Genomic DNA, 25,406 nt, shown 5'->3' with positions numbered 1-25,406 from the left:
GCTGAGCGCCGCCGCCCCCGCCCCGGCTTCTGCCCCGGCCAAGCCCGCCGCTCCCGCCCCGACCCCGGCTCCGGCCGCTCCGGTCGCCGCGGCACCCACGCCGGCTCCGACCCCGGCGCCCGCGCCGCGTCCGGCGCCTCCGGCCCGTCCGGTGGTCAATTTCGGCCAGCGCGTGCCCAAGGCCCAGCCCGCCCGCGCCCCGATCGACCGTCCGGCCTTCGGCGCCCGCTCGGCGCGTGAAGAAGCCATGGGCGGCGGCGAGAAGTCCTATACCGACCGTCCGACGACGTCGGCCCGTCCCGGCGGCGCCCCGGCCAAGCCGGCCGAGCCCGTCCGCTATTCGGCCCTGAACCCGCGTCCGGCTCCCGGCGCCGCCCGTCCCGGCGGTCCGCGCACCGGCCCCGGCGGTCGTCCGGCCCCGAACCAGCCCCCGGCCCAGGCCGAGGTCGCCCGTCCCAGCCGCGCCCCGGGCGTCGGCTTCGGTCGTCCGGCCAAGCCCGAGGACGATCGCGACAAGCGTTTCTCGGACGCCGGCAAGGCCGTCAGCCGTACGCGCGGCGAGCCCAAGCGCCGCGAAGGCCGCCTGACCATCCAGTCGGTCGCCGGCGACGGCGACACGGCCGAGCGGATGCGTTCGCTGGCCTCCGTGCGCCGCGCTCGCGAACGCGAGAAGGAAAAGCGCAAGGGCGGCTCCACCGATGCGCCGAAGACCGCGCGTGAAGTGGTCATCCCCGACGTCATCACCGTGCAGGAACTGTCCAACCGGATGGCCGTGCGCGGCGTCGACATCATCAAATTCCTGATGCGTCAGGGCCTGATGATGAAGATCAACGACGTCATCGATACCGATACCGCCGAACTGGTGGCCGACGAGTTCGGCATGACCGTCAAGCGCGTTTCGGAATCCGACGTCGAAACGGGCTTCCTGTCCGACGCCATCGACGACGAGGCGACCACGCCGCGCGCGCCGGTCGTGGCCATCATGGGCCACGTCGACCACGGCAAGACCTCGCTGCTCGACGCCTTGCGCACCACCGACGTGGCCGCGGGCGAAGCCGGCGGCATCACCCAGCACATCGGCGCCTATCAGGTGCGGACCAAGGACGGCCAGAAGGTCACCTTCCTCGACACCCCGGGCCACGCGGCGTTCAGCGCCATGCGGACCCGCGGCGCCAATGTCACCGACATCGTGGTGCTGGTCGTGGCCGCCGACGACGGCGTCATGCCGCAGACGATCGAAAGCATCCAGCACGCCAAGGCGGCCGGGGCTCCGATCATCGTGGCGGTCAACAAGATCGACAAGCCGGACGCCAACTCGCAGAAGGTCGTCAACGAGCTGCTGCAGTACGAAGTCATCTCGGAAGCCCTGGGCGGCGACACCCAGATCGTCGAGGTCTCGGCCAAGGCCAAGACCAACCTCGACGGCCTGATCGACGCCATCCTGCTGCAGGCCGAGGTCATGGACCTCAAGGCCGATCCGGAACGCTCGGCCGAAGGCGTGGTCATCGAGGCCAAGCTGGACAAGGGTCGCGGCCCGGTCGCCACCGTCCTGGTCAAGCGCGGCACCCTGAAGCGCGGCGACATCGTCGTCGCCGGCTCCGCCTGGGGCAAGGTCCGCGCCCTGCTCGACGAGCGCAACGCCCAGCTGACCGAGGCCGGTCCGTCCGTTCCGGTCGAGATCCTGGGTCTGGACGAGGCCCCGTCGCCCGGCGAACCGCTGGCCGTCGTGGAATCCGAGGCCCGCGCCCGCGAGCTGACCGAGTACCGCGCCCGCGTGAAGCGCGAAAAGGCGACCGGCGGCATCAACCAGGTCTCGCTGGCCGACATGATGTCCAAGCTGGGCTCCAAGAAGATCAACGAGCTGCCGGTCCTCATCAAGTCCGACGTCCAGGGTTCGGGCGAAGCCATCCAGGGCTCGCTCGAGAAGATGGGCAACGACGAGGTCCGCGCCCGCGTGGTCTTCTCCGGCGCCGGCGGTATCACCGAAAGCGACGTCACCCTGGCCAAGTCGGCCGGGGCCCCGATCCTCGGCTTCAACGTCCGCGCCTCGAAACAGGCGCGCGACCTGGCCGACCGTGAGGGCGTCGAGATCCGCTACTATTCGATCATCTACGACCTGCTCGACGATATGAAGGGCGTGCTCTCGGGCATGCTGGCGCCGCTGCAACGGGAAACCTTCCTGGGCAACGCCGCCGTGCTTCAGGTCTTCGACATCTCCAAGACCGGCAAGATCGCCGGTTGCCGGGTGTCCGAAGGCGTGGTCCGCAAGGGCGCCAAGGTCCGGATCATCCGCGACGACGTCGTGGTTCTGGAACTGGGCACCCTGCAGACGCTCAAGCGCTTCAAGGACGAGGTCAACGAGGTCCCGTCGGGCCAGGAGTGCGGCATGCACTTCCAGGGCTTCCAGGACATCAAGGTCGGCGACTACATCGAGTGCTTCACCGTCGAAGAGATCAAGCGGTCTCTCTAAGCGGGGGTCGCCTGGCGCCCGCGCTAACGCTCACGACGCGGTCGTTCGCTGCTTGAGCGCGGCGAAGGTCTGCTAAAAGAATGGCCCGCCGTTCCGAAAGGGGCGGCGGGCTTTTGCCAAGCTTCCGCCGCATAGTCCCGGGATGAAGCCGTCATGTCTCCTCGTCTGACCGCCCACCTGTTCGCAGTGATCGCCGCCGTCCTTGGGGTGTCCGCCTTCGCCGGCCCTGCCGCCGCCGGGACAAGCTATCTGGCCTACAACCCGTCCGATCGGATCACCACGGCCCTGACCCGTGGGGTGACGCTGGAGGTGCATCGCGGCCTGTTCGGCGCGGTGGCCATTCGCCGGATCATCTCGACCACCTCGCGCGGCTCGGCCGATATTCGTCGCGGCGGCCCTGATCAGGCCCGGCGCGCCCTGCCGGAGTATGCGGGCGAGACCACCGTCTACACCATTCCCTCTGACGGCGACGGCCGTCCCCTGGCCCGCGCCCTGTGCCCCGGAGCGGAGGAGACCTATCTGGTCGTCGGCCTGGTCCGGGCGGTGCGGCCGCTGAAGATGCATGCGGTCGGCCGCTGGGCCGACGGCCAGTATCGCCATTGCGTCGAGCTGTCCTACGACTATCGCGGCGAATGGGCCCTGCCGCCGCGCAGCGGCTTCGGCGGGGGCGACAACCCCCTGCCCGAGCGGCCGTAACGCCATGGGGATCCGGGGGGCTCTTCTTGCAGGCGTGATAGGGACGCTCGCCGCCCTGTGGACCTGGACCGCGCCGGGCGATCCGGCGTTGTGGCCGAAAGCGAGCGGGGAGGAGGGCGTGCCCCTCTATCTGCTCGACAACGGCTTCCACACCGACATGGTCGCCCCGCGCGCGGCGCTCATGGCCCGACCGGGGCCTCTTGCCGATGCGATCGCGACGCTCGGTCCCGGCGACTGGATTCTGATCGGCTGGGGCGACGCCAAATTCTATGTCGATCAGAGCCCGATCCAGTCGCGCCTGCCGGACGGCGCCCGCGCCTTCTTCCATCCGGGCAATCCGTCCGTTCTGATGCTGCGGCCCGAGACCGTCGCGCCCGAACAGGCCTTCCTGCCCGAGGGCCGCCGCCGTCTGGTGCTGTCTCAGGCCGGGTTCGAGGCCATGGACCGCCGCATCGAGGCCAGCCTCGACCTCTCGACCGGCCGTCCGCGCGTCGCCGCAACCCGCCCCGGCGACCCGGTCCGCTTCTTCGCCAGCCGCGAGACCTTCTCGATCCTGCACCTGTGCAATCACTGGGCGGGCGAGGTCCTGAACGCCGCCGGCCTGCCGATCCGCCCGGTCCAGACCCTCCTCTCGTCCGAGATCGGGCGTACCGCCGACCGGGCTTCCGGCTCCGCTTTACAGACGACTTCAACCGTCGCCAGATAGGCGGATGAACCGCCTCCTCTCCGTTGTTGTCCTGTCCCTTCTGACCGCGATGGCCGGCTGCAAACGGCCGGAAAAGGCCGTCGAGGCGCTGCCCGCCCCTGCGCCGGTCGCAGCCGCACCGGAGATCACCGAAGATCTGGACGCAAGGACGCTGGAAGGGTTGGCGTTCAAGGCGGCCTGGGGCGCGCCGCCGCCCGTGCGACGCCTCATGCCGGGCGCTTCGCGCAGCGGCGCGGAGGTGATCTATGCTGACGGCAAACTGGTGTCCCTCGGCGGCGACCGGTTCGCCTTCGTATCGCAGGGCAAGCTCAGCGACGCCGCCCATGTCGACGCGGGCGCCCTCTCCATTCACTATCTCAAACGGACAGACACCGGCTTCGAACGCCTCGGCGCATGGCCGGAGTTCAGGGTAGACGGGACCTTCGGCGCACCGCCGGAGTGGACGCTGCGAACCGATCTGACACCGGCGCCGGCCCTGCTCACCGAAGCCGGAGGCGTCTGGCAGGGCTATGCCTGCTCCTGGTCGGGTCTGATCGAACTGACGCCGGACAAGCCTGTTGTGCGTGTCGAGAGCTTCCCTGTCGCCTATGACGACAGCGGCGCCAGGATGGACGAGAAGGACGCCAGGGCCATGCAGGCCACGGTCCTGCCCGGAGACAAGGGCCGCAGTTTCGTCGTCCGCTACGCGGGCGATCGCAAGGCCGACGTAACCTACGCCCTGTCCGGCGACCGCTATGCGCCGACGACCAGGCCCGATCTGCTGACCTGCTGAAAACTGGACTTTGGAGTCCGAGGGGCCTAGACCGCCCGACTTCCCTTTTCGAAGGGCGCTTTCAGGCCGGGTCCGATCCCCGGCGAGCGACGAAGGATCCCCGCCATGAGCAACCGCAAGCCCAAATTCCAGAACGCCGGACCGACCCAGCGTCAGTTGCGCGCGGGCGAACTGGTCCGTCACGCCCTGGTCGAGATCCTGCGCGAGGAGGAGATCCACGACGAGGCGCTCAAGGAGGTGTCGATCACCGTCACCGAGGTGCGGCTGTCGCCGGACCTGAAACACGCGACCTGTTTCGTTGAGCCCTTGGGCGCGGGCGTCGATACGGCGCCGACCGCCGGGCACGAGAGCGAAATCATCAAGGCGCTGAACGCCCACGCCAAATTCCTGCGCGGTCAGCTGGGCCGGCATCTGGACATGAAGTTCACGCCCGACCTACGCTTCCGCCACGACGAAAGCTTCGACGCCGCCAGCCGCATCGACCGGCTGTTCGACGACCCCCGCGTCCGCGCCGACCTGCAGGCCCGTCACGACGAGGACGAGGAAGACTGATGCGGGGCTCAGGCCCCTTTTCAGGCCCGCTTTCAGGCCGTCAGGCCGAACTCGCCGACCAGAAATGCGTACCAGTCAGGCATGGCCGTCCTCAGCCGCTCGCGCGTGGACGGCGGTCGCGCCGCCCGGCCCCAAAGCGCGACCGAGCCGGTCATGGCGAAGAACTCATTGATGTTCGACAGCATATAGGCCTGCGCCGGCCAGTCGCCGCTGCGCTTCGCCTGATCAAAGGCGGCGACCAGATGCGGGTTGTCGCGCGCGCCGGCCAGCCGCCTCGCCTGATACACGTGCAGCAGCTCATGCAGCAGGACCGGGTTCTCGGGCGGCGACACCTCGTCGTTCAGGGTCAGGCCGTTGCGGTCGACGCGGCCGGGCATGTTGAGCGTCGGATCGACGGTCAGGCGCACGGTGCGGAACCAGGCCTTGATATCCTCTCGGATGTTCAGGCTCTCGACCAGATCGATCTGCTGGCGGATCCAGATCGCGACCGCCCCCCGGCGTTCCGGCCCCATGGCGCTCATGTCCACGGTGAAGCCGCGATGCTCGAAGACCTCTTCATCCCGCGCCCCGGTTCGGGCGAAGGCGGGCGCGGCGATCAGGGCCGTCAGGCCGGCGGCCAGCAGGCGGCGGGTCATCATCATCACGCGCGCTCCGGCGTCTCAATCCATTCCTCTTATACGGAGATCGGCTGATGGGCCGTCGCAAGAAGGGCGAGGTCGTCAACGGCTGGGTCTGCCTGGATAAACCCTTCGAGATGGGCTCGACCGACGCCGTGTCGAAGATTCGCCGGCTGTTCAACGCCCAGAAGGCGGGGCACGCCGGGACGCTGGACCCGCTGGCCTCGGGCATACTGCCGATCGCGCTCGGCGAGGCGACCAAGACCGTGCCCTTCATGATGGAGGCGCAGAAGGTCTATCGCTTCACCGTCCACTGGGGGATTTCGACCGACAGTATCGACCGTGAGGGCGAGATCATCGGCCGCTCGGACGTTCGTCCGTCGCTGGAGGCGGTCAAGGCGGCCCTGCCGGCCTTCGTCGGCGAGATCGACCAGACCCCGCCGCGCTTCTCCGCCATCAAGGTCGACGGCCAGCGCGCCTATGATCTGGCCCGCGACGGCGCCGAGTTCGAACTGGCCAGCCGCAAGGTGGTGATCCACGAGGCCGAGGTCACCGACATGCCGGACGGCGATCACACAGAGATCACCATCCGCACCGGCAAGGGCGTCTATGTCCGTTCGCTGGCGCGCGATCTGGCCCAGGCCCTGGGCGCCGAGGGGCATGTCTCGGCCCTGAGGCGCGAGCGTGTGGGGCCGTTTTCGGTCGAGAACGCCGTCACACTGGATTTCCTGACCGATCTGGTGCATAGGGACGCCGCCTTTGAAGGCCTGCTGCCCGTAGCGACCGCCCTGGACGACATCCCGGAGTTGGCCATTACGGAACAGGACGCCTTCTCGCTTCGTCAGGGACGACCGATCGTTCTGCTCCCCCGACAGGTCGAAACGCTCAAGAGCCGCCTTCGGGACGGCGACCGAACCGTTTCAGCCTTTCACGGACAGACCCTCGTCGCTCTCGGTCAGTTGCGGGCCGGCCGGCTAGAACCCGACCGCGTTTTCAATCTCTCCTGAACACGGTTCAGGGGCTCCAACCGGAGAACTCTCGATGTCGATCACTGCTGAACGCAAGAACGAAGTCATCGCCGACAACGCCCGCTCCGCCGGCGACACCGGCTCGGCCGAGGTTCAGGTCGCGATCCTGTCGGAACGCATCGCCAACCTCACCGAACACTTCAAGACCCACAAGAAGGACAACCACTCGCGCCGCGGCCTGCTCAAGATGGTCTCGCAGCGTCGTCGCCTTCTTGACCACCTCGTCAAGGTCGACAAGGCGCGTTACACCGCCCTGATCACCAAGCTGAACCTGCGTCGCTAAGGCGCGGAACACGGATCGAGATTCGAGGCGCGGGCCATGTCCGCGCCTCTTTCCGTAACTAACCACCGGCGCGCCGCCGGACGTACGGCGCAGACGCGAGGGCTAGAGACTAGTCCTCAATTTCCCGGACCCATCGCGATGTCGCGATCGATCCCCTGGACCGAAGGACTGAACACCCGACGCTCCGCCCCACTGATGGGACCCCGGCCGGAATACGCCGCCCGGGATACGAAAGACGAAACATGTTCGATATCAAACGCAAGACGATCGACTGGGCCGGCCGCCCGCTGACCCTGGAAACGGGCCGCATCGCCCGCCAGGCCGACGGCGCCGTTCTGGCCACCTACGGTGAGACCGTCGTCCTCGCCACCGTCGTCTACGGTCGCGCGCCCAAGCCGGGCCTGGACTTCTTCCCGCTGACCGTGAACTACCAGGAAAAGACCTTCGCCGCCGGCAAGATCCCGGGTGGCTACTTCAAGCGTGAAGGCCGTCCGACCGAGAAGGAGACGCTCGTCTCCCGCCTGATCGACCGTCCGATCCGCCCGCTGTTCGTCAAGGGCTTCAAGAACGAGACCCAGGTCGTCGTCACCGTCCTGCAGCACGATCTGGAAAACGATCCCGACGTCCTGGCCATGGTCGCCACCTCGGCCGCCCTGACCATCTCGGGCGTGCCGTTCATGGGTCCGATCGCGGCCGCCCGCGTCGGTTACATCGACGGTGAGCTGGTCCTGAACCCGACCATCGACCAACTGCCCGACTCGCAGCTGGACCTCGTCGTCGCGGGCACCGCCGACGCCCTGATGATGGTGGAATCGGAAGCCAAGGAACTGTCGGAAGACACCTTCCTGGAAGCCCTGATGTTCGCCCAGCGCGGCATGCAGCCGGTCATCGAAGCGATCATCGAACTGGCCGAACACGCCGCCAAGGAGCCCTTCGACTTCCAGGCCGAAGACCACTCGGACGTCGTCACCGCGATCCAGTCGCTGGTCGGCGACGACATCAAGGCCGCCTACACCCACACCGCCAAGCATGACCGCCACAACGCGGTCGGCGCCGCCAAGAAGAAGGCCGCCGAGGCCCTGGTGAAGACCGAAGAGAAGCCGGACGGCGTCGAATCGGCCAAGTTCGCCACCGCCTTCAAGGAATGCGAAGCCCACGTCCTGCGTCGCGACATCATCGACAACGGTCACCGCGTCGACGGCCGCGCCCTCGACAAGGTCCGCTCGATCGTCTCGGAAGTCGGCGTCTTCCCGCGCACCCACGGCTCGGCCCTGTTCACCCGCGGTGAAACCCAGGCCATCGTCGTCGCCACCCTCGGCACCGGCGAAGACGAGCAGTACATCGACGCCCTGACCGGGACGTACAAAGAGAAGTTCCTGCTGCACTACAACTTCCCTCCCTACTCGGTCGGTGAAACCGGTCGTATGGGCGGCGCGGGTCGTCGTGAAATCGGTCACGGCAAGCTGGCCTGGCGGGCGATCCGTCCGATGCTGCCGTCGGCGGAAGACTTCCCCTACACCATCCGTCTGGTCTCCGAGATCACCGAGTCCAACGGCTCGTCCTCGATGGCCACGGTCTGCGGTTCGTCGCTGGCCCTGATGGACGCCGGCGTGCCTCTGAAGAAGCCCGTCTCGGGCATCGCCATGGGCCTGATCCTGGAGCCGTCGGGCGAGTTCGCCATCCTGTCGGACATCCTGGGTGACGAAGATCACCTCGGCGACATGGACTTCAAGGTCGCCGGCACCCGTGACGGCATCACCTCGCTGCAGATGGATATCAAGGTCGCCGGCATCACCGAAGAGATCATGAAGAAGGCCATCGCCCAGGCTTCGGCCGGCCGCCTTCACATCCTCGACGAGATGGACAAGGCCATTGACGGCGCCCGCACCGAGCTCGGTGAGTTCGCGCCCAAGATCGAATCCATCAAGGTCCCGGTCGACAAGATCCGCGACGTCATCGGCACCGGCGGCAAGATCATCCGCGAGATCGTCGAAAAGACCGGCGCCAAGGTCAACATCGAGGACGACGGCACCGTCAAGATCGCCGCCTCGGACCAGGAAAAGATCGACGCCGCCAAGAACTGGATCCAGTCGATCGTGTCGGAACCGGAAGTCGGCACCATCTACTCCGGCAAGGTCGTGAAGGTCGTCGACTTCGGCGCCTTCGTGAACTTCTTCGGCGCCAAGGACGGTCTGGTCCACGTGTCGCAGATCGCCCTGGAACGCGTCGCCAACCCGGCCGACGTCCTGTCCGAGGGCCAGGAGGTCAAGGTCAAGTTCCTGGGCTTCGACGATCGCGGCAAAACCAAGCTGTCGATGAAGGTCGTCGATCAGGAAACCGGTGAAGACATCACCGACAAGATCAACGCCGAACGCGCCGAGCGCGGTGAAGCCCCGCTGACCGAAGACACCGGCGGCGGCAAGAAGCGCGAAGGCGGCGGCGAAGGCCGCGGTCGTCGCCCGCGTCGCGACTAGTCGCACGCAGCACTGCCGAACTGATCGAGGCCCCGCTGGAAACAGCGGGGCCTTTGTCGTTTCGGGAACGGGCGGCTATGGCTGGGCGATGGCCCCCAAAGCGATCCCCGCAGAAAAGCCCGACGAGGCCGACTACAGCCGCAGCATGGGCGGCAAGGCGCTGGGCGCGCGGCTGCGGCGGCTGTCCGAGCGTCTCGACGGCGACGGCACGCGAATCTACGCCGCCCGGGGTCTGGTCTTCGAACAGCGCTGGTTCGGGGTCCTGAACCAGATGGTGCTCAAGGGGGCGACGACCGTGGGCGAGATCGCTGCCACCATGCGCATCACCCATGTCTCGGTCAGCCAGGCCTGCCGCTCGCTGGAGAAGGCCGGGATCATCGCCTCGGCGCCCGATCCGTCCGACGCCCGTCGCCGTCTCCTGTCCCTGACCTCGGAGGGCTCGGCCCTCGTCGAGCGGATGTGGCCCCTGTGGCAGGCCTTCAACGCAGCCGCCGCCGAGATCAATGAAGAGGCCGGCGATGTGGTCGCGGCGCTCGACCGGCTCGACGATGCCCTGGCCCGCAAGTCCCTGTTCGACCGGATCAGCGAACGGATCGGCGACCTTCGTCCCGAGACCGATTGACGAATTAGGTAGCTGCCTACATATCTTCGTCCTCACCACACATGGGAGACGGACCGATGAGCTTCATGACCGACCGCCGGACGGTTCTCACGGGCGCCGTCGCCTTGGCCTGCGCGCCCCGCTTCGCTGCTGCGCAAGCCGTCCAGACCACTGAAGACGCCGTCGCCCGCCTCTATCGCAGCGCGACGGTCATCAACGGCAATCTGGTCGCGCCGTTCGACGACGCCGCGCCGCTGGCCGCCGCCGACGCCGCACAGGTGCGCGCCTCGGGCCTGACGGCGTTCAAGATGACCATCGGCGGCCCCGCTGGCGGCTACGCCGAGGTCAATGAGGACATCGCCGCCTTCGACAAGGCCATCGCCCTGAGCCCCGACGTCTATATGAAGATTGCCCGGGTCGAGGATTTCGCCGAGGCCAAGCGTACCAACCGGGTCGGTGTCATCTTCTCCTTTGAGGCCGCCGACATGCTGGACGGCAAGATCGACAACATCGACCATTTCAGCGGTCTGGGCGTGCGGGTCATGCAGCTCAGCTACAACACTGTCTCTCCCTTCGCCTCGGGCGTGATGGCGGCCCAGCCGTCGGCGGGGCTGACGTCTCTGGGCCGCGAGGCCGTGGCCCGGATGAACGCGGTCGGCGTCACCCTCGACCTCAGCCATGCCGACGAGGCCTCGACCCTCGCCGCGACGGCCGCCTCGACCCGGCCGGTGGCCATCACCCATGCCGGCTGCGCGGCCGTCCACGCCCACCCGCGCAACAAGTCCGACGCCGTGCTGCGCGCCGTCGCGGACAAGGGCGGCGTGGTCGGCATCTATGAGCTCAGCTACCTGTCCGAGGGGCCGGAGCAGCAGTCGCTGGACGTCTATCTGGCCCATATGCTGCACGCGCTCGACGTCTGCGGTGAGGACCATGTCGGCATCGGTTCGGACGCCATCCTGACCCCCTTCGACACCTCACCGGAGAGCATGGAGCAGTGGAACGCCTCCATCGCCGCGCGCAAGGCCGCCGGGGTCGCCGCCCCGGGCGAGGGCCGTCCCCCCTTCGTCGAAGGCCTGAACCGCCCCGATCGGGCCGAGGTCATCGCCCGAGCCCTGCTGCAGCGAGGCCAGCCGGTGCGGGTCGTGGAGAAGATCCTCGGGACCAATTTCCAGCGGGTGTTCGCCGAGACCTGGCGGGTCTGAAAACACAGCAAGGTTTGCACTGGACAGGATGTCGCAGGCCTTCCAGGGTTCGGCCATGACCTCTCCCGAGCCCCAGACCTTCTCGCCGCTGGAAAAGCGGGTGACGCTGATCGCCCTGATGATCGTCTTCCTGCTGTCGGCGCTAGACCAGACCATCGTCTCCACGGCCATGCCCAGGATCGTGGCCCAGCTGTCGGGCCTGGACCTCTATCCCTGGGTGACCACGGCCTATCTGCTGGCGTCCACGGTCATGGTGCCGATCTACGGCAAGCTGTCGGACATCTATGGGCGTAAGCCGATCCTCGTCATCGGCATCAGCCTGTTCATGGCGGGATCGATGCTGTGCGGCCTGTCGGGCGAGTTCGGCGCCCTGCCGCTGCTGGGCGGGGGCATGACCCAGCTGATCGTCTTCCGGGCGATCCAGGGTCTGGGCGGCGCCGCCCTGATCACCTCGGCCTTCGCCGTCATCGCCGACCTCTATCCGCCGCGCGAGCGGGCCAAGCTGGGCGGGCTGTTCGGCTCGACCTTCGGTCTGGCCAGCGTCATCGGCCCGCTGATCGGCGGCTTCTTCACCGACCTGCCGACGGCCCATCTGCTCGGCTATGACATCGCCGGCTGGCGCTGGGTCTTCTACATCAACCTGCCGCTGGCGGGTCTGGCCCTGTTCATGATCCTGGTCGAGATGCCGCGCCTGACGCACCGGACGGGGGGCAAGATCGACTTCGCCGGCGCCGCCCTGCTGCTGACCACCTTCGTGCCCCTGCTGCTGGCCCTGAGCTGGGGCGGAACGGCGGGCTGGAGCGCGCCGCATATCCTGGGCCTCTTCGCCCTGGCGGCCGTGTCCCTGGTGGCCTTCCTGATCGTCGAGAGCCGGGTCACCAATCCGGTCATCTCGCTGAGCCTGTTCCGCAACCGCACCTTCGCCACGGCCAACCTCTCGGCCTTCCTGATGTTCATGGCCTTCATGGGGATGGTGTCCTTCCTGCCCCTCTATATGCAGCTGGGTCTCGGCCTCCCAGCGACGACCAGCGGTCTGGCCATGATGCCCCTGACGGTCGGACTGATCCTGGCGGCGACGGCCTCGGGCTTCCTCGTCAACAAACTGGGTCGCTACAAGCTGGTGATGATCTTCGGCGCCGCCCTGACGTCGCTGGCGGCCTTCCTGCTGTCCCAGACGCCGTCCGACGCGACCCTGTTCGACCTGATGTGGCGGGTGACCCTGCTGGGTCTCGGCCTCGGCCCCGCCCAGAGCGTTTTCAACCTGGCCTCCCAGAACGCCGTGCCGCGCGAGCAGCTCGGCGTGGCGACCAGCGCCGGACAGTTCTTCCGCCAAGTGGGCTCGACCGTCGGGGTGGCCGTGTTCGGCGCGGTCCTGACCCACAATCTGGCGGCGCCCCTGAGCCACCGCACGAACGCCGAGCCGACAGCACAGGTCCGGACGCTGTCGCTGGCCGATCTGGAAAAGCTGGCGCTTTCCTCCCGGGTTCAGGCCCAGCCGGGCGCCCCGACCGCCGCCGCCGTCGATCCGGCGGTGCGCGAGACGGTCACCGGGGCCATCCTCGGCGTCATCTTCGCCGGCTTTGTCGTCTGTCTGCTGGGTCTGATGGCGACTCTGCTGGTGCCTGACCTGCCGCTGGCGGCCCGGCCAAAGCCCGTCGACGGCCACACCTTGGGAGAGGCCCCCGGAGAGCCGCCGGCTGACCCTGCCTAGCTGACCCGGCTCAGGGGATCAGGCCGCGCACTCGGCCGGTTTGGTCTCGCCGGGACCGTACATGGCGCAGGAGCGGTCGATCTCGCCCTGGATGGCGGCGCATTCGTTCTGCGCATTGCACGGCGGATGGGTCGCGGGGCTGACGGCGATGCAGCGCTGGACCAGTTTCTCGGAGGCGGCCGCCCCGATGTCCTCGGCGCAGCTCTTGACCGGCGTCGGCGGGACCGGATCGGTGATCGTGGCCTCGGCTTCTTCCTGGGGCGGGGCATCCTCGGGCATGACGGGCGTCTGGGCCGGGGCCGAGACGGCGTCAGCCGTCTTTTCCGGGGAGGGCTGGCCGCAGGCCGACAGCAGGGGCGTGGCCAGCAGCAGGGCCGCCGACATCATCGCCAGAGAAGCCAGTCCACGCATCGGCACGCCTCCACAGTCATTCGAAGATCAGGGAACGGCGCGGACGATGCATCGATCCGCGCCGCTCGGCTAGCCCCTTCGAAAACCCGTGTTTCGGATTCCGGAATCCCTCGTGGGATCAGGCCTTGAGGGCCGCCTCCAGCGCCGCCTTCTGCTTCACGAACAGCTCGGCGCAGCCGATCTCGGCCAGCTGGAACAGACGGTCGAATTCGGCGCGGGAGAAGCCGCGCTTCTCGCCCGTAGCCTGGATTTCGACGATCGTGCCCGTACCAGTCAGGACGAAGTTTGAATCCGCCTCGGCGTTGGAATCCTCTTCGTAGTCGAGGTCCAGCACCGGCTCGTTCTCGAACACGCCGCACGACACGGCCGCGACCTGATCGAGGATCGGATTGGTCTTCAGCACGCCTTCCGACACCAGATGGCCGAGCGCCGTGGCCATCGCCACCCAGGCGCCGGTGATGGAGGCGGTGCGGGTGCCGCCGTCGGCCTGGATGACGTCGCAGTCGATGACCACCTGACGCTCGCCCAGAGCCTTCAGATCGACCACGGCGCGCAGCGAGCGGCCGATCAGGCGCTGGATTTCCTGGGTGCGGCCCGACTGCTTGCCGGCGGCGGCCTCGCGGCGGCCGCGCGTGTGGGTGGCGCGCGGCAGCATGCCGTATTCGGCCGTGACCCAGCCCTGGCCGGTGTTGCGCATCCAGCCGGGCACCTTGTCCTCGACCGAGGCCAGGCACAGCACCTTGGTATGGCCGAAGGTGACCAGGCAGGAGCCCTCGGCATAGCGGTTGACCCCGGTCTCCAGCGTCACGGCGCGGAGTTGCTCAGGGGTACGGTCGGAAGGGCGCATCGGAGGTCCTAGTCAGTGAAGGCTCGGCTGCTTATCCTGAAACCGTGAGCCTGTATGCCCCCAACCCGCTTCCGTTCGGAACGGCCCCTCTCGGGACCGGCGCCGGGCTGTCTGCGCTGGACCAGCGCGCGCGCGACATCTTCCGCCGCATCGTCGAGACCTATCTGGAGAACGGCGAGCCGGTGGGGTCGCGGACCCTGTCGCAGCGCGGCGTCTCTCTGTCGCCCGCCTCCATCCGCAACACCATGCAGGACCTGACCATGGCGGGGCTGCTGGCGGCGCCCCACACCTCGGCCGGGCGGATCCCGACCCATGCGGGCCTCAGGCTGTTCGTCGACGGCTTCCTCGAAATCGGCGACATCGGTCAGGAGGAGCGGCGCGAGATCGACGCGCGTCTGGCGGGGAAGGGCAGGGGCTTCGAAGAAGCCCTCGACGCGGCCTCGTCCCTGCTGTCCGGCCTCGCGGGCGGGGCAGGCATCGTCGCCTCTCCGGTGTCGGACGCGGGGGTGAAGCATGTGGAGTTCGTCGCCCTGGGCCACGATCAGGCGCTGGCGGTGCTGGTCGGGGACGACGGCACGGTCGAGAACCGGCTGATGCCCCTGTCGGCGGGGGTGACCCCCTCGACGCTGCAGGAGGCGTCCAACTTCCTCAACGCCCGGCTCCGGGGGCGGCCGCTGGCCGAGGCGCGCACCGAGATGCGGACAGAGCTGGACGCGGCCCGGCGTCAGCTGGACGCCACCGCCGCGCGTCTGGTCGAGGACGGTCTGGCGGCCTGGTCGGGCGGTCCGGACCGGGAGCGGTCCCTGATCGTGCGCGGCCGCGCCAACCTGCTGCAGAACCGCGAGACGGCCGCCGATCTGGAGATGGTGCGCGTCCTGTTCGACGATCTGGAGCAGAAGGAACAGCTGATCGGCCTGCTCGACGGGGTCTCGGCGGCGCAGGGCGTGCGCATTTTCATCGGCGCGGAAACGCGGTTGTTTTCACTTTCGGGTTCCGCCGTGATCGCGGCGCCCTATATGAACGGCCGACAGCGGGTTCTGGGCGCCATCGGCGTGATCGGACCCGCGCGACTGAACTACGCCCGCATCATTCCGTTGGTGGACTACACCGCCCGGGTGCTGGGGCGAATGCTGGACGGACAGGACACTTGAGCGACACGAACCAAAACCCCACCCAGGAAGAACTCGACGCCATCGAACGCGAAGAGGACGAAGGCGGCCCGGTCTCCGACGCCAACGACAGCCTGGCTCCGCTGGACCAGATCATCGCCGAGCGCGACGAGTGGAAGGACCGCGCCCTGCGCGCCGCCGCCGAGCAGGACAATCTGCGCCGCCGCACTGAGAACCAGCTGAACGACGCCCGCGCCTTCGCCATCCAGCGCTTCGCCAAGGACCTGCTGGGCGTCGCCGACAATCTGTCGCGCGCCCTCCAGGCAGCTCCGAAGGACGCCGACGGCGCCGCGGCCGGTCTGGTCACGGGTCTGGAGCTGACCGAGAAGTCGCTGCTGGGCGCCTTCGAATCCAACGGCCTGAAGCGCGTCGCGCCCGCCGCGGGTGAAGCCTTCGACCCGCACCTGCATCAGGCGATGATGGAACAGCCGTCGGAAACCGTTCCGGGCGGTTCGGTCATCCAGACCATGCAGGCCGGCTATGAGCTGTTTGGCCGCACCGTGCGCCCGGCCATGGTCGTGGTCGCCGCCAAGGGCTCGGGCCCCAAGGCCGCCGCCTCCGGCGCCTATGGCGAGGCCCCCGCGGCCAATGGCGGCGCCTTCGACGGCAAGGCCTGATTTTTGGGGCGCTATGTTCGCGACGCGGTCGCTCACGACTTGAGCGCCGCCGTATCAGGCGAACCCGCTTACGCTCGTGGTTGAAAAGGTTAAGGTCGGGGCATGTCCCTGACCGAGACCTCGACCGGCCGGCCGCGCGCCTTTTCCGATGTGATCGAGGCCCTGGCTCGTCGCCCGGGCGAGCGGCTGGCGCTCGGCGAACTGGTCGACGCCTTCGGCGACCGGGCCTTCGGGGCGGTGATGCTGTTGTTCGGCGTCCTGAACCTGATGCCCTGGCCGCCCGGCGGCACCACGATCACCGGCGCGCCCCTGCTCTTCCTGTCGATGGAGTTGGCCTGGGGGCGTGAGGCCCTGTGGCTGCCGGGCTGGATGGAGCGGGCGACGGTCAGTCGCGCGACCTTCCGCAAGCTCAGCGACCGCTTCATGCGCGCCATCCGCTTCACCGAACATCTGTCGCGGCCGCGCCTGCGCTTTCTGACCTCGCGCTTCGGTCAGGGCCTGATCGGCCTGGCCTGCGTCTTCCTGTCGGCGGTGCTGGTCCTGCCGATCTTCGGGGGCAACCTGATCCCGGCCGTCGCCATCACCTTCTTCTCGCTGGGGGTGATGCAGCGCGACGGTCTGGCGGTGCTGCTGGGCTGGATCGTGACCGGGATCACGATCGTCGTCCTCTTCCTCGCCTGGAAGATCATCGTCGCCGGCTTCGAGCACAGCTGGGAATGGGTGTCAGGTCTGTTCTGACCTCACTCGGGCCGCTCCAGCCCACGAGGCTTCTCGCTCAAGCAGCGAGGCCTCGCAGGCCGGGCGTTAGCGCTCTCTAGGAAGCGAGAGCCGCCTCGGAAGCCACGATGCGGCTGGCGGCGTGGACGACGGCGGCGATGCGCAGGGCCGTCTGGATCTGGGCGGCGGGAACGGCGTGCTTCTTCAGTTCGCCCTCGTGGGCGTCCAGGCAGGCGCCGCAGCCGTTGATGGCCGAGACGGCGGTCGACCACAGCTCGAAGTCAATCTTGTCCACGCCCGGATTGCCCAGGACGTTCATGCGCAGCCGGGCGGGGATGGTCTGGTACTCGGGGTTATGCATCAGGTGCAGGGCCCGGTAGTAGATGTTGTTCATGCCCATGATGGCGGCGGCCGATTTGGCGGCGTTCATGGCTTCCGGCGACAGGTGTTCGGCGGCCGCGACCTCGATGGCCTTGACGACCGGGGCGACGCCGATGGCGTGGGCCGAGGCGAGGAAGGTCCCCCACTTCTGCTGGTCGTTGAGCACGGTCTCGGAGGCGAGCGAGCCCAGGTTCAGGGAAATGTCCTTGGCGTAGGCGGGGATCAGGTCGCGGACGGCGTCGATCGACATGGTTTTTTCCTTCGGAAAAGGGGCGGCTAACGCTCGCGACGCGGTCGCTCGCTGCTTGAGCCGCAAGGCTTAGGTGGGGGCCGGGGAGCGCGCACTCAAGCCGCGCATGCCAGTCCTCGGGTAAGAAAAAGGCGGCGACGGAGAACCGACGCCGCCTCTTCATTCAGTCAGACCTGTCCGCTTACGCGGCCAGGGTCTCACCGCCGGCAGGGCGGTTGCAGGCGCACAGTTCGTCGGTCTGCAGGGCGTCGACGACGCGCAGGGTGTCGTCCGGCGCACGGCCGACGTTCAGGTTGGTGACATAGACGTGTTGGACGACGTTGTGCGGGTCGACGACGAAGGTCGCGCGCAGGGCCACGCCTTCTTCCTCGTTCAGGACGCCCAAGGCGCGGGCGAACTTGCCGCCGTTGTCGGCGAACTGCCACATCGGCAGCTTGTTCAGGTCGGCGTGCTCACGGCGCCAGCCGAGCTTGGAGTGCTCGTTATCGGTCGAACCGCCCAGGACGACGGTGTCGCGGTCCGCGAAGTCCTTGTTCAGCTTGGCGAAGGCGGTGATTTCGGTCGGGCAGACGAAGGTGAAGTCCTTCGGATAGAAGAAGATGACCTTCCACTTGCCCTCGAACGAGGTCTCGGTGAGGGTTTCGAACGCCGAAACGCCGCCTTCCTCGTGGGCGTTGAAGCCCGGCTTCACGCCGATGATCTTGAAGTTAGGCAGGGTTTCGCCGACGCCGAGCATGAGCAGTCTCCAGTAGGTTTGAAATGGACCGGCGGAGGGGAGGCCTCCGTCGCTGGAGCTCAAATGGTCTTTCGCAGCTGCGAAGTCAAATCGATCATTTCGCGCATGCGAATAAGATGAAGCTATACCGAAATGCCGCTTCCAAAGAAGACGGTTTTATAGATTTCCCAACTACCAATCACAAAGTTTATCGATTTTCCCTGCGTTCAGTGTGGGCATAGGGTCCCGTCCTCACCGACGATGGAGGACGTCATGGACGGCGAAAAGACCCCCACCCCGCTCAATGATCCGAAGAAGGAGCCCGCCGCCCTGCGTTCGCTTCTGGGTCGCACCAACCGCGACTGGTGGCCCAATCAGCTGACGATGGACATCCTGCATCAGCAGGGCAAGTCGGGCGACCCGATGGGCGACGACTTCGACTACGCCAAGGCCTTCAAGTCGCTGGACTATGCGGCGGTGAAGCGTGACCTGACCGCCCTGATGACCGACAGCCAGCCCTGGTGGCCGGCGGACTACGGCCACTACGGCCCCTTCTTCATCCGCATGGCCTGGCACTCGGCCGGCACCTATCGCACGGGCGACGGGCGCGGCGGCGCGGGCGCGGGCCAGCAGCGCTTCGCCCCGCTCAACTCCTGGCCGGACAACGGCAACCTCGACAAGGCGCGTCGCCTGCTCTGGCCGATCAAGCAGAAATACGGCTCGAAGCTCAGCTGGGCCGACCTGATGATCCTGGCCGGCAATGTCGCCATCGAATCCATGGGCGGGCCGGTGTTCGGCTTCGGCGGCGGCCGCGCCGACGTCTGGGAGCCCGAAAAGGACGTCTACTGGGGCACCGAAGAGAACTGGGTCGGCGACGAGGCCAACCAGACCCGCATCCGTCCCGATGACGGCGCGGCGCTCGAGGCGCCCTTGGCCGCCATCCAGATGGGTCTGATCTATGTGAACCCCGAAGGTCCGGGAGGCGTGCCGGAGGCCCTGCAGTCGGCCCGCGACATCCGCGAGACCTTCGCCCGCATGGGGATGAACGACGAGGAGACGGCGGCCCTGACCGCGGGCGGCCACACCTTCGGCAAGGCCCACGGCGCCGGCGACGCCTCCAAGGTCGGGGCCAGCCCCGAGGGCGCCGACATCGCCCAGCAGGGCATGGGCTGGCAGTCGGGCCATGAGAGCGGCATCGGCGACCACACCATCACCTCGGGCATCGAGGGCGCCTGGACCCCTACGCCCATCACATGGGACATGACCTATTTCGACATGCTGCTGGACCACGACTACGAGCTGGTCCGCTCGCCCGCAGGGGCCAAACAGTGGCAACCGGTCGGCAACCCGGAAGAGACCCTGGCTCCGGCCGCCCACACGCCGGGCAAGAAGGTCCCGACGATGATGACCACCGCCGACATGGCCTTCAAGGTCGACCCGGCCTACCGCGTCATCATGGAGAAATTCCGCAGCGACCCCGCCTATTTCGGCGACCAGTTCGCCCGCGCCTGGTTCAAGCTGTGCCATCGCGACATGGGGCCCAAGGCCCGCTACCTCGGCCCGGAAGTCCCCGCCGAGGACCTGATCTGGCAGGATCCGATCCCGGCCGCGACGGGGGCGGCGCTCTCCGCCGCCGACGTCTCGGCCCTGAAGGGCAAGATCGCCGCGTCCGGCCTCTCGGTCGCCGAACTGGTCTCCACCGCCTGGGCCTCGGCCGCGACCTACCGCGGTTCCGATCATCGCGGCGGCGCCAACGGCGGGCGTCTGCGCCTGTCGCCGCAGAAGGACTGGGCGGTCAACGAGCCCGCGAAACTGGCCAAGGTTCTCAAGGTCTATGAGGACATCAAGGCCGGGGCCGGAAACGTCTCCATCGCCGACCTGATTGTGCTTGGCGGCTCCGTCGGCATCGAACAGGCGGCCAGGGCGGCGGGCCATGCAGTGGAGGTCCCCTTCACCCCGGGCCGCACCGACGCGACCCAGGACGAGACCGACGTCGAGGGCTTTGCCGTCCTCGAACCGCGCGCCGACGGCTTCCGCAACTATCTACAGGTGCGGTTCAGCGTCCCGACCGAGGAACTGCTCGTCGACCGGGCCCAGCTGCTGGGTCTGACGGCGCCGCAGATGACCGTCCTCGTCGGCGGCCTGCGCGTGCTCGGCGCCAATGTCGGCGGGTCGAAGGACGGGGTCTTCACCGATCGCCCCGGCCAGCTGACCAACGACTTCTTCGTCAACCTGCTGGACATGAAGACCGGCTGGAAGAAGGTCGACGGCGAGGGCGACGAGACCTTCGTCGGCACCGACCGGATCACCGACGAACAGCTGTGGACGGCGACGCGCACCGATCTGGTGTTCGGCTCCAACTCCCAGCTGCGCGCCCTGTCGGAGGTCTATGCCGCGTCGGATGCGGGCGAGAAGTTCGTCAAGGACTTCATCGCCGCCTGGGTCCAGGTGATGAACGCCGACCGCTTCGACCTGTGGCGCGCCGATCTGGATCGGGCGGCGTAAGGCAGGCTGAGGAAGACACCGGATGTCTCCGCCGTGGCGCAGGTCGCGGCGGAGATTTTCCGCGTCTCTGGAAGTCGCACCATCGGTTACGCCGATTGATTTTGCTTCGGCGATAGGGAGCGCCTATGTCGGCTCCATGCTCCCCACCCTGCGCCAGCTCCAGTATCTGAAACTCTTGGCCGAGCATGCCTCGTTCAGCCGCGCGGCCGAGGCGGCTCACGTCAGTCAGCCGGCCCTGTCGGCGGGAGTGCAGGAGCTCGAGAAGATCCTCGGCGCTCCTGTGGTCGAACGCACCCGCGGCAATGTCCAGCTGACGGCCGTCGGCGCCGAGGCGGTCAGGCGCGCCGAGGATGTGCTGGCCCGCACAGAGGATCTGGTCGAGGCCGCCCGCAGCGCCGGTCGCCCGCTGTCGGGCCGCTTCCGTCTGGGCGTCATTCCGACCGTCGCCCCCTTCCTCCTGCCTGCCACCCTGCCGGGGCTGAAGGCCGCCTATCCGGGCCTGCGCCTTTTCATCCGTGAAGACCTGACCCCGCGCCTGATCGCCGGACTGAAGGCGGGGCAGCTCGACGCCGCCGTCATCGCCCTGCCCTATGACGCTCCAGGCATCGAACACGCTCGCATCGGCGACGACGAAATTCTCGCCGCCGCTCCCGCCGACCACGTTCTGGCCGCGCCGGGCGCCATTCAGTCGGGGGCGCTGAAGGGCGAGGACCTGATCCTGCTGGAAGACGGCCACTGCCTGCGCGACCAGGCGCTGGCCGCCTTCGACATCGAAGCGCCCAAGGGCGACGACGTCTTCGCCGCCACCAGCCTGCATACCCTGGTCCAGATGGTCGGCTCGGGTCTGGGCGTGTCCTTCCTGCCCCAGATGGCCATCAAGGCGGGTCTGGCCGATACGCCGTCGGTGGTGGTGCGCCACATACAGCCCCGCGCCGGCGCCCTGGCCCCCAGTCGCGAGATCGTCGTCGCCTGGCGCGCGGGCTCCAGCCGCGCCGCCGAGGCCCGCCTGCTGGCCGAGGCGATGCAGCAGGACTGATCAGCCGGCCTGAACGGCGACCCAATCGAACACGGCGCCGGGGGCCTGACGCGAAACCCAGCGGTAGCCGGTCTGGTCCCAACGGACGATGCGCGGGTTCAGATTGTCTAGGACGTAGTCGCCGTCGCTGGCGGCCATGACCAGAACGGCGTGGCTTTCGCCGCGCGGAGTCTGGACGATGGCGACCGACAGGGCTTCCGGGGACACGCCCGAGGCGATCAGTTCGCGGCGCTTGGTCAGGACATAGTCCTCGCAGTCGCCGCGAGCGGCGCCGGCCGACGGCGCTTCGCTCCAGTAGTCGTTACGGCCGTACTGGGCCTGGTCGGGGGTGTAGGCGATACGGGTGTTGGCGCGCGCGTTGACGCCGTTGACCTGACGCCAGGCGTCGGCCGTCATGTCCAGACGCTCCGGCGTGCGCGAAGCCATAATCGGCTCGGCGGTGCGGGGGGCGCTGTCATCCAGGCTGTCGCCAGAGACGGATTCGTTGATCGACTGATATTCCAGCTCGGCCTGACTGGCGGCCTGACGGGCCGTCTGGGCGCGCCAGCTGCGAACGGCAGCCTCACCGTCGCCGCCGAAGCCGTTCGACCAGTACAGGTTGGAAGCTTCGCGCTGGATCTGGGCGTCATCGGCTGCGCCCTGACCGGCGGTGCGGCATTCCGACGGTTGGCGACGGCAGAAATCCAGGAAGCCGGCGGGGGCGGCGACCGGGCGGCCGATCGTCTGGACGCGGGGCGTTTCGGCAGCGGCGGCGCCGGCGGCGAAGGACAGTACGGCAGCCAGAACGGGGGCGGCGAAGGCGGCGAAAGCGAAGGTCTTTTGCATGGCGCGGTCCGGGGGGAGAGACGTCAGTGGGCGGCCGCTCGGGCCGTGTTGATCGCGCTCTTAGAAGGGCTCCCGGAGGCCTGTCCGCCTAACTTAAGTGAGCCGAAATTTGCCGCTAAATGCCCGTTGTGACTGGGTTTTTTACAATCCGGGCCGAACTGTAACGGACCGAAAAATCGCACCGACGCCGGCTTCGGCCAAAAGCCCGAAAAATAGGCTTCATCGATATTTTCTGGTGCTTACAAAGGCTCGCCTTATGGCCGTCGGTGTTACATTCCGAGCTGCCGCCGCTGGCTGAAAAATCGCTGAACCGGCGGTTTCTGTGGCGGAGAAGTCACGATTTCTGACCCGCTCCCGAACCGGGCCGATCATCCCGGCCGGATTTCCGGGGCGGGAAACTTTCCCGAAGCGCGGCGTTATCGGCGTTCGATCTCGCGCTTTCGGAGAAGCCCGGATGTCCCGCCTTCCTCTTTCCCTTTCGGTCGCTGTTCTGGCTGGCCTCTCCCTGTCCGCCTGTGTGGGCATGTCCCGATCCGCGCCCGTGACGGCGCTGGATCCGGCGGCGGCCGCAGGCATGCGGGTCTCGGAGATTCGCCTGACCACCGACGACAAGGTCACGGTGCGTCCCGAGTTCGCGGGCATCTTCCGAGACCGGGTGCAGACCAAGCTCGATGGCTGCGCGACCGGAGGCCGGCCTTTGCGTCTTGAAGCCTCGATCAGCCGCCTTGATCGCGCCAATCCGGCTCAGGTCCTTTTGATCGGGGGGGCCAATGTCCTGCGCGGCCATGCGCGTCTGGTCGATCCCGCCAATGGCCGGGTCGTCGCGGAATACGACATCGGCCGCACCATCGTGGGCGGCAGGCTGGGCGTGTTCCAGATGGCCGAGAGCGAGGAGCAGCTGTCCGACGCCTTCGGATCCGAGCTCTGCGATCAGGCCTTCAAGGCCCGCTGAGCCCTCAGCGCAGGATTGAGCCGGGCAGGGCCAGGACCACGATGGCACAAAACAGGCTGGTCATGCCCAGCAGGAAGATGCGGTCGGCCCAGACCTCCAGCCGCGCGCTGAAGCGGCTGACGCCCAGCGAAAGATAGGACAGGAAACAGGCCGTCAGGAAACAGACCGCACCGACCCATGCGATCTCGTCGGCGAACGACTGGGCCGACCGGTCGGTCAGATGCAGGCCGGCGATGATCAGCAGGGTGATGCCCAGCAGATTGGACGAGACGTTCAGGATGTGCGGCGAGCGGTTCATCGCGATCTTCACTGAAACCCGTTTGCGGCGGAGTCCGGGCCGGTTCGTTTCAGCCGGGAATGACGGCGGTCGTATAGGGCGACAGCGTGCGCCAGCCGAGGGTGCGGTACAGGGCCTGACCCTCTTCGGTCGCCACCAGAGCGCCTTTCCCCAGCGACCCGGTCGCCGCCTCCAGGGCCCGCATGATCCGCCCGCCCAGACCGCGCCTCTGGTGCTCCGGCTCGACCATGATCCGGTCATAGACAACCCGATCGTCGACGATCACCGCCCGGCCGCATCCGGCCTCGGCGCCCGAGGGCGCGCGGACGGTGCAGAACACGACCGGGCCGCCTGGCCGGATGTCGGGACCGATCTCGATCCGATAGCCGTCATCGGAGGCGGATGCGCCCGTCATCACCCCGTCCAGCGTCATCAGGAAGCCCGGCGGGCGTAGCGTCCAGCGAGCGGGCAGCAGGGGGCGGACCGTCGCCTCATCGGCGCAGACCTTCAGAAAGACGTCCGGCTCCGTGATCGCCGCCGCGCGCCGGGCCAGGGCCTCGCCCGTCCCGGCGAACACGTATCGTCGCAGCTGGCCCTCGGCCCCGACCTCGATCCGCCAGCCGCCGTCGTCCCACTGGGGCGGCTCGACGCCCCGCGTCAGGGCCCAGCCCCGGGTCCAGAGAGCAAGAAGGTCGGAATCGGCGCTCATTCGGTCACCATCGCGGTTCGCGGGCAGGGCGGCAACGCTTCCGTCCGCGCGGCGTTCTTTGACCTCGCAATCGCGGCCCCGTGATGAACGGGGCTTCATCGGGGCGCCGGAATATGGTCAGGCTTGGGTCATATCGACGTCGCCCGGGATAGCCAGACTGGCGTCCATCGAAAACCATCCCGAACGGGAGGAAGAACTGACCATGACCGTTTCTCGTCGCGCATTTGCTTTCGGAACCGCCGCCCTTGCGGGTCTCGCCGCCCTGCCGGCCGCCGCGCAATCGGGGCTGTCCGCCGAAGATCGCGCCACGCTCCAGACCGCCCAGTCCTATCTGCAGAACCTGACTTCGGCCCAGGGGACCTTCGTCGAGACCGGCCCCAACGGCCAGCAGCGCCGTGGCCGCTTCTATTTGCAGCGGCCGGGCAAGATGCGTTTCGAATACACCGACCCCGCCGGCCTGCTGGTCGTCTCGGACGGCTATAACGTCAAACGCTACGATCCCCGGCTCGAGGTCTTCCGTCAGGTGCCGCTGGGGGCCACGCCCCTGTCGACCTTCCTCGCCCGCAATGTCCGTCTGGATCAGGGCGTGCGCATCGACCGGGTGACCCGGATGCCTTCGGGCGCCTTCGCCATCACCGCTCGCGACGGCTCGCGCCCCAATGACGGATCGGTGATTCTGGCCTTCGCCGGAAGCCCGCTCCGGTTGCAGGAATGGACCATCACCGATGCGCAAGGCGGCCGGACCCGCACCCAGCTGACCACCCTGCAGCCGGCCTCTGGCCTCGCCGCCAGCCTGTTCCAGCTGCGCGACCCCACGCGCCGCCCCGGCCGGAACTAGGCCGCAACTGACACGCGAGCATGACGGTTGAGAGGGTAGGCGGAT

Annotated in this window: 26 protein-coding genes; 18 read left to right on the top strand and 8 right to left on the bottom strand. The window is 67.9% G+C overall.

Annotation, left to right across the window (positions count from 1 at the left end):
- From infB to rbfA, 5 genes are all read left to right on the top strand, one after another.
- Nucleotides 1-2,470, top strand: a 2,470-nt coding sequence (gene infB / locus AC1ROD_RS18690; RefSeq protein ID WP_492949762.1) for a translation initiation factor IF-2, incomplete at its 5' end; no start/stop codon positions are given.
- A 153-nt stretch (nt 2,471-2,623) separates the two neighbouring features.
- Nucleotides 2,624-3,166, top strand: coding sequence for a hypothetical protein (locus AC1ROD_RS18685; protein WP_492949761.1), 543 nt, complete (start codon nt 2,624-2,626; stop codon nt 3,164-3,166).
- Nucleotides 3,167-3,200: 34 nt separating this feature from the next.
- Nucleotides 3,201-3,872 carry a DUF2459 domain-containing protein gene (locus AC1ROD_RS18680; RefSeq protein ID WP_492949760.1) on the top strand — a complete coding sequence of 224 codons (672 nt, stop codon included), beginning with the start codon at nt 3,201-3,203 and terminating at the stop codon, nt 3,870-3,872.
- 4 nt (nt 3,873-3,876) lie between these two features.
- The gene (locus tag AC1ROD_RS18675; protein WP_492949759.1) at nt 3,877-4,644 is read left to right on the top strand and encodes a hypothetical protein; all 768 of its coding nucleotides are present in this window, start codon (nt 3,877-3,879) and stop codon (nt 4,642-4,644) included.
- A 105-nt stretch (nt 4,645-4,749) separates the two neighbouring features.
- Nucleotides 4,750-5,196 (top strand): 30S ribosome-binding factor RbfA, encoded by a 447-nt coding sequence (rbfA, locus tag AC1ROD_RS18670; RefSeq protein WP_492949758.1) that lies wholly within the window; start codon nt 4,750-4,752, stop codon nt 5,194-5,196.
- Between the two features lie 32 nt (nt 5,197-5,228).
- Here rbfA and AC1ROD_RS18665 read toward each other — a convergent pair whose 3' ends face one another.
- Nucleotides 5,229-5,837: a hypothetical protein gene (locus AC1ROD_RS18665; protein ID WP_492949757.1), complete on the bottom strand. Its 609-nt coding sequence runs from the start codon at nt 5,835-5,837 to the stop codon at nt 5,229-5,231.
- Nucleotides 5,838-5,887: 50 nt separating this feature from the next.
- Here AC1ROD_RS18665 and truB point away from each other — a divergent pair, with 50 nt between their 5' ends.
- The 6 genes from truB to AC1ROD_RS18635 all read left to right on the top strand — a co-directional run bounded on the left by truB (nt 5,888) and on the right by AC1ROD_RS18635 (nt 13,112).
- The gene (truB, locus tag AC1ROD_RS18660) at nt 5,888-6,820 is read left to right on the top strand and encodes a tRNA pseudouridine(55) synthase TruB (RefSeq protein WP_492949756.1); all 933 of its coding nucleotides are present in this window, start codon (nt 5,888-5,890) and stop codon (nt 6,818-6,820) included.
- A gap of 34 nt (nt 6,821-6,854) precedes the next feature.
- Nucleotides 6,855-7,124 (top strand): 30S ribosomal protein S15, encoded by a 270-nt coding sequence (rpsO, locus tag AC1ROD_RS18655; protein WP_492949755.1) that lies wholly within the window; start codon nt 6,855-6,857, stop codon nt 7,122-7,124.
- Between the two features lie 242 nt (nt 7,125-7,366).
- Nucleotides 7,367-9,598 (top strand): polyribonucleotide nucleotidyltransferase, encoded by a 2,232-nt coding sequence (gene pnp / locus AC1ROD_RS18650; protein WP_492949754.1) that lies wholly within the window; start codon nt 7,367-7,369, stop codon nt 9,596-9,598.
- Nucleotides 9,599-9,686: 88 nt separating this feature from the next.
- Nucleotides 9,687-10,220 carry a MarR family winged helix-turn-helix transcriptional regulator gene (locus AC1ROD_RS18645; RefSeq protein ID WP_492949753.1) on the top strand — a complete coding sequence of 178 codons (534 nt, stop codon included), beginning with the start codon at nt 9,687-9,689 and terminating at the stop codon, nt 10,218-10,220.
- Nucleotides 10,221-10,276: 56 nt separating this feature from the next.
- Nucleotides 10,277-11,401, top strand: a complete 1,125-nt coding sequence (locus tag AC1ROD_RS18640; protein ID WP_492949752.1) for a dipeptidase — start codon at nt 10,277-10,279, stop codon at nt 11,399-11,401.
- A gap of 28 nt (nt 11,402-11,429) precedes the next feature.
- Entirely contained in the window at nt 11,430-13,112 is a 1,683-nt protein-coding gene (locus AC1ROD_RS18635; RefSeq protein WP_492949751.1) for an MDR family MFS transporter, read from the top strand.
- 18 nt (nt 13,113-13,130) lie between these two features.
- Here AC1ROD_RS18635 and AC1ROD_RS18630 read toward each other — a convergent pair whose 3' ends face one another.
- Together AC1ROD_RS18630 and rph are read right to left on the bottom strand one after the other, a co-directional pair.
- Nucleotides 13,131-13,523: a hypothetical protein gene (locus AC1ROD_RS18630; protein WP_492949750.1), complete on the bottom strand. Its 393-nt coding sequence runs from the start codon at nt 13,521-13,523 to the stop codon at nt 13,131-13,133.
- A gap of 118 nt (nt 13,524-13,641) precedes the next feature.
- Entirely contained in the window at nt 13,642-14,370 is a 729-nt protein-coding gene (gene rph / locus AC1ROD_RS18625; protein WP_492949749.1) for a ribonuclease PH, read from the bottom strand.
- A 50-nt stretch (nt 14,371-14,420) separates the two neighbouring features.
- On the opposite strand from rph, the gene hrcA reads away from it, so the two are divergent.
- From hrcA to AC1ROD_RS18610, 3 genes are all read left to right on the top strand, one after another.
- The gene (gene hrcA, locus AC1ROD_RS18620) at nt 14,421-15,521 is read left to right on the top strand and encodes a heat-inducible transcriptional repressor HrcA (RefSeq protein WP_492949763.1); all 1,101 of its coding nucleotides are present in this window, start codon (nt 14,421-14,423) and stop codon (nt 15,519-15,521) included.
- Nucleotides 15,518-16,156, top strand: coding sequence for a nucleotide exchange factor GrpE (gene grpE / locus AC1ROD_RS18615; protein ID WP_492949748.1), 639 nt, complete (start codon nt 15,518-15,520; stop codon nt 16,154-16,156). The genes hrcA and grpE overlap by 4 nt, the downstream gene beginning before the upstream one ends.
- Nucleotides 16,157-16,258: 102 nt before the next feature.
- Nucleotides 16,259-16,894 (top strand): exopolysaccharide biosynthesis protein, encoded by a 636-nt coding sequence (locus AC1ROD_RS18610; RefSeq protein WP_492949747.1) that lies wholly within the window; start codon nt 16,259-16,261, stop codon nt 16,892-16,894.
- 76 nt (nt 16,895-16,970) lie between these two features.
- On the opposite strand, the gene ahpD is transcribed toward AC1ROD_RS18610, so the two are convergent.
- Both ahpD and AC1ROD_RS18600 read right to left on the bottom strand, forming a co-directional pair.
- On the bottom strand, nt 16,971-17,504 hold the full coding sequence (gene ahpD / locus AC1ROD_RS18605) for an alkylhydroperoxidase, AhpD family (RefSeq protein ID WP_492949746.1): 534 nt from the start codon (nt 17,502-17,504) through the stop codon (nt 16,971-16,973).
- A gap of 181 nt (nt 17,505-17,685) precedes the next feature.
- Nucleotides 17,686-18,240, bottom strand: coding sequence for a peroxiredoxin (locus AC1ROD_RS18600; RefSeq protein WP_492949745.1), 555 nt, complete (start codon nt 18,238-18,240; stop codon nt 17,686-17,688).
- Between the two features lie 252 nt (nt 18,241-18,492).
- On the opposite strand from AC1ROD_RS18600, the gene katG reads away from it, so the two are divergent.
- Nucleotides 18,493-20,724, top strand: coding sequence for a catalase/peroxidase HPI (gene katG, locus AC1ROD_RS18595; protein WP_492949744.1), 2,232 nt, complete (start codon nt 18,493-18,495; stop codon nt 20,722-20,724).
- A 136-nt stretch (nt 20,725-20,860) separates the two neighbouring features.
- Entirely contained in the window at nt 20,861-21,760 is a 900-nt protein-coding gene (locus AC1ROD_RS18590; RefSeq protein ID WP_492949743.1) for a hydrogen peroxide-inducible genes activator, read from the top strand.
- On the opposite strand, the gene AC1ROD_RS18585 is transcribed toward AC1ROD_RS18590, so the two are convergent.
- A complete protein-coding gene (locus AC1ROD_RS18585) occupies nt 21,761-22,585 on the bottom strand; it encodes a transglutaminase-like cysteine peptidase (protein WP_492949742.1) in 825 nt (274 codons plus the stop codon).
- 454 nt (nt 22,586-23,039) lie between these two features.
- On the opposite strand from AC1ROD_RS18585, the gene AC1ROD_RS18580 reads away from it, so the two are divergent.
- On the top strand, nt 23,040-23,537 hold the full coding sequence (locus AC1ROD_RS18580; RefSeq protein WP_492949741.1) for a hypothetical protein: 498 nt from the start codon (nt 23,040-23,042) through the stop codon (nt 23,535-23,537).
- A gap of 4 nt (nt 23,538-23,541) precedes the next feature.
- On the opposite strand, the gene AC1ROD_RS18575 is transcribed toward AC1ROD_RS18580, so the two are convergent.
- Nucleotides 23,542-23,835 (bottom strand): hypothetical protein, encoded by a 294-nt coding sequence (locus tag AC1ROD_RS18575; protein ID WP_492949740.1) that lies wholly within the window; start codon nt 23,833-23,835, stop codon nt 23,542-23,544.
- A gap of 49 nt (nt 23,836-23,884) precedes the next feature.
- The gene (locus tag AC1ROD_RS18570) at nt 23,885-24,523 is read right to left on the bottom strand and encodes a GNAT family N-acetyltransferase (RefSeq protein WP_492949739.1); all 639 of its coding nucleotides are present in this window, start codon (nt 24,521-24,523) and stop codon (nt 23,885-23,887) included.
- A 202-nt stretch (nt 24,524-24,725) separates the two neighbouring features.
- On the opposite strand from AC1ROD_RS18570, the gene AC1ROD_RS18565 reads away from it, so the two are divergent.
- On the top strand, nt 24,726-25,361 hold the full coding sequence (locus AC1ROD_RS18565; RefSeq protein WP_492949738.1) for a LolA family protein: 636 nt from the start codon (nt 24,726-24,728) through the stop codon (nt 25,359-25,361).
- Nucleotides 25,362-25,406: the final 45 nt, after the last annotated feature.

It is taken from the genome of Brevundimonas sp. GW821-FHT12E07 (genome assembly GCF_058807035.1).
This window is presented reverse-complemented; position numbering and strand designations above follow the sequence as displayed.

Excerpts from the sequence above, each read along its gene's own strand:
- AC1ROD_RS18585 (WP_492949742.1), bottom strand. The coding sequence starts at position 22,585 with ATGCAAAAGACCTTCGCTTTCGCCGCCTTCGCCGCCCCCGTTCTGGCT.
- AC1ROD_RS18665 (WP_492949757.1), bottom strand. The coding sequence starts at position 5,837 with ATGATGATGACCCGCCGCCTGCTGGCCGCCGGCCTGACGGCCCTGATC.
- rbfA (WP_492949758.1), top strand. The coding sequence starts at position 4,750 with ATGAGCAACCGCAAGCCCAAATTCCAGAACGCCGGACCGACCCAGCGT.
- rpsO (WP_492949755.1), top strand. The coding sequence starts at position 6,855 with ATGTCGATCACTGCTGAACGCAAGAACGAAGTCATCGCCGACAACGCC.
- AC1ROD_RS18580 (WP_492949741.1), top strand. The coding sequence starts at position 23,040 with ATGTCCCGCCTTCCTCTTTCCCTTTCGGTCGCTGTTCTGGCTGGCCTC.
- AC1ROD_RS18565 (WP_492949738.1), top strand. The coding sequence starts at position 24,726 with ATGACCGTTTCTCGTCGCGCATTTGCTTTCGGAACCGCCGCCCTTGCG.
- truB (WP_492949756.1), top strand. The coding sequence starts at position 5,888 with ATGGGCCGTCGCAAGAAGGGCGAGGTCGTCAACGGCTGGGTCTGCCTG.
- AC1ROD_RS18685 (WP_492949761.1), top strand. The coding sequence starts at position 2,624 with ATGTCTCCTCGTCTGACCGCCCACCTGTTCGCAGTGATCGCCGCCGTC.
- AC1ROD_RS18630 (WP_492949750.1), bottom strand. The coding sequence starts at position 13,523 with ATGCGTGGACTGGCTTCTCTGGCGATGATGTCGGCGGCCCTGCTGCTG.
- katG (WP_492949744.1), top strand. The coding sequence starts at position 18,493 with ATGGACGGCGAAAAGACCCCCACCCCGCTCAATGATCCGAAGAAGGAG.
- AC1ROD_RS18600 (WP_492949745.1), bottom strand. The coding sequence starts at position 18,240 with ATGCTCGGCGTCGGCGAAACCCTGCCTAACTTCAAGATCATCGGCGTG.
- AC1ROD_RS18610 (WP_492949747.1), top strand. The coding sequence starts at position 16,259 with ATGTCCCTGACCGAGACCTCGACCGGCCGGCCGCGCGCCTTTTCCGAT.
- rph (WP_492949749.1), bottom strand. The coding sequence starts at position 14,370 with ATGCGCCCTTCCGACCGTACCCCTGAGCAACTCCGCGCCGTGACGCTG.
- AC1ROD_RS18575 (WP_492949740.1), bottom strand. The coding sequence starts at position 23,835 with ATGAACCGCTCGCCGCACATCCTGAACGTCTCGTCCAATCTGCTGGGC.
- AC1ROD_RS18645 (WP_492949753.1), top strand. The coding sequence starts at position 9,687 with ATGGCCCCCAAAGCGATCCCCGCAGAAAAGCCCGACGAGGCCGACTAC.
- AC1ROD_RS18640 (WP_492949752.1), top strand. The coding sequence starts at position 10,277 with ATGAGCTTCATGACCGACCGCCGGACGGTTCTCACGGGCGCCGTCGCC.
- AC1ROD_RS18590 (WP_492949743.1), top strand. The coding sequence starts at position 20,861 with ATGCTCCCCACCCTGCGCCAGCTCCAGTATCTGAAACTCTTGGCCGAG.
- ahpD (WP_492949746.1), bottom strand. The coding sequence starts at position 17,504 with ATGTCGATCGACGCCGTCCGCGACCTGATCCCCGCCTACGCCAAGGAC.
- AC1ROD_RS18635 (WP_492949751.1), top strand. The coding sequence starts at position 11,430 with ATGTCGCAGGCCTTCCAGGGTTCGGCCATGACCTCTCCCGAGCCCCAG.
- AC1ROD_RS18675 (WP_492949759.1), top strand. The coding sequence starts at position 3,877 with ATGAACCGCCTCCTCTCCGTTGTTGTCCTGTCCCTTCTGACCGCGATG.
- pnp (WP_492949754.1), top strand. The coding sequence starts at position 7,367 with ATGTTCGATATCAAACGCAAGACGATCGACTGGGCCGGCCGCCCGCTG.
- AC1ROD_RS18570 (WP_492949739.1), bottom strand. The coding sequence starts at position 24,523 with ATGAGCGCCGATTCCGACCTTCTTGCTCTCTGGACCCGGGGCTGGGCC.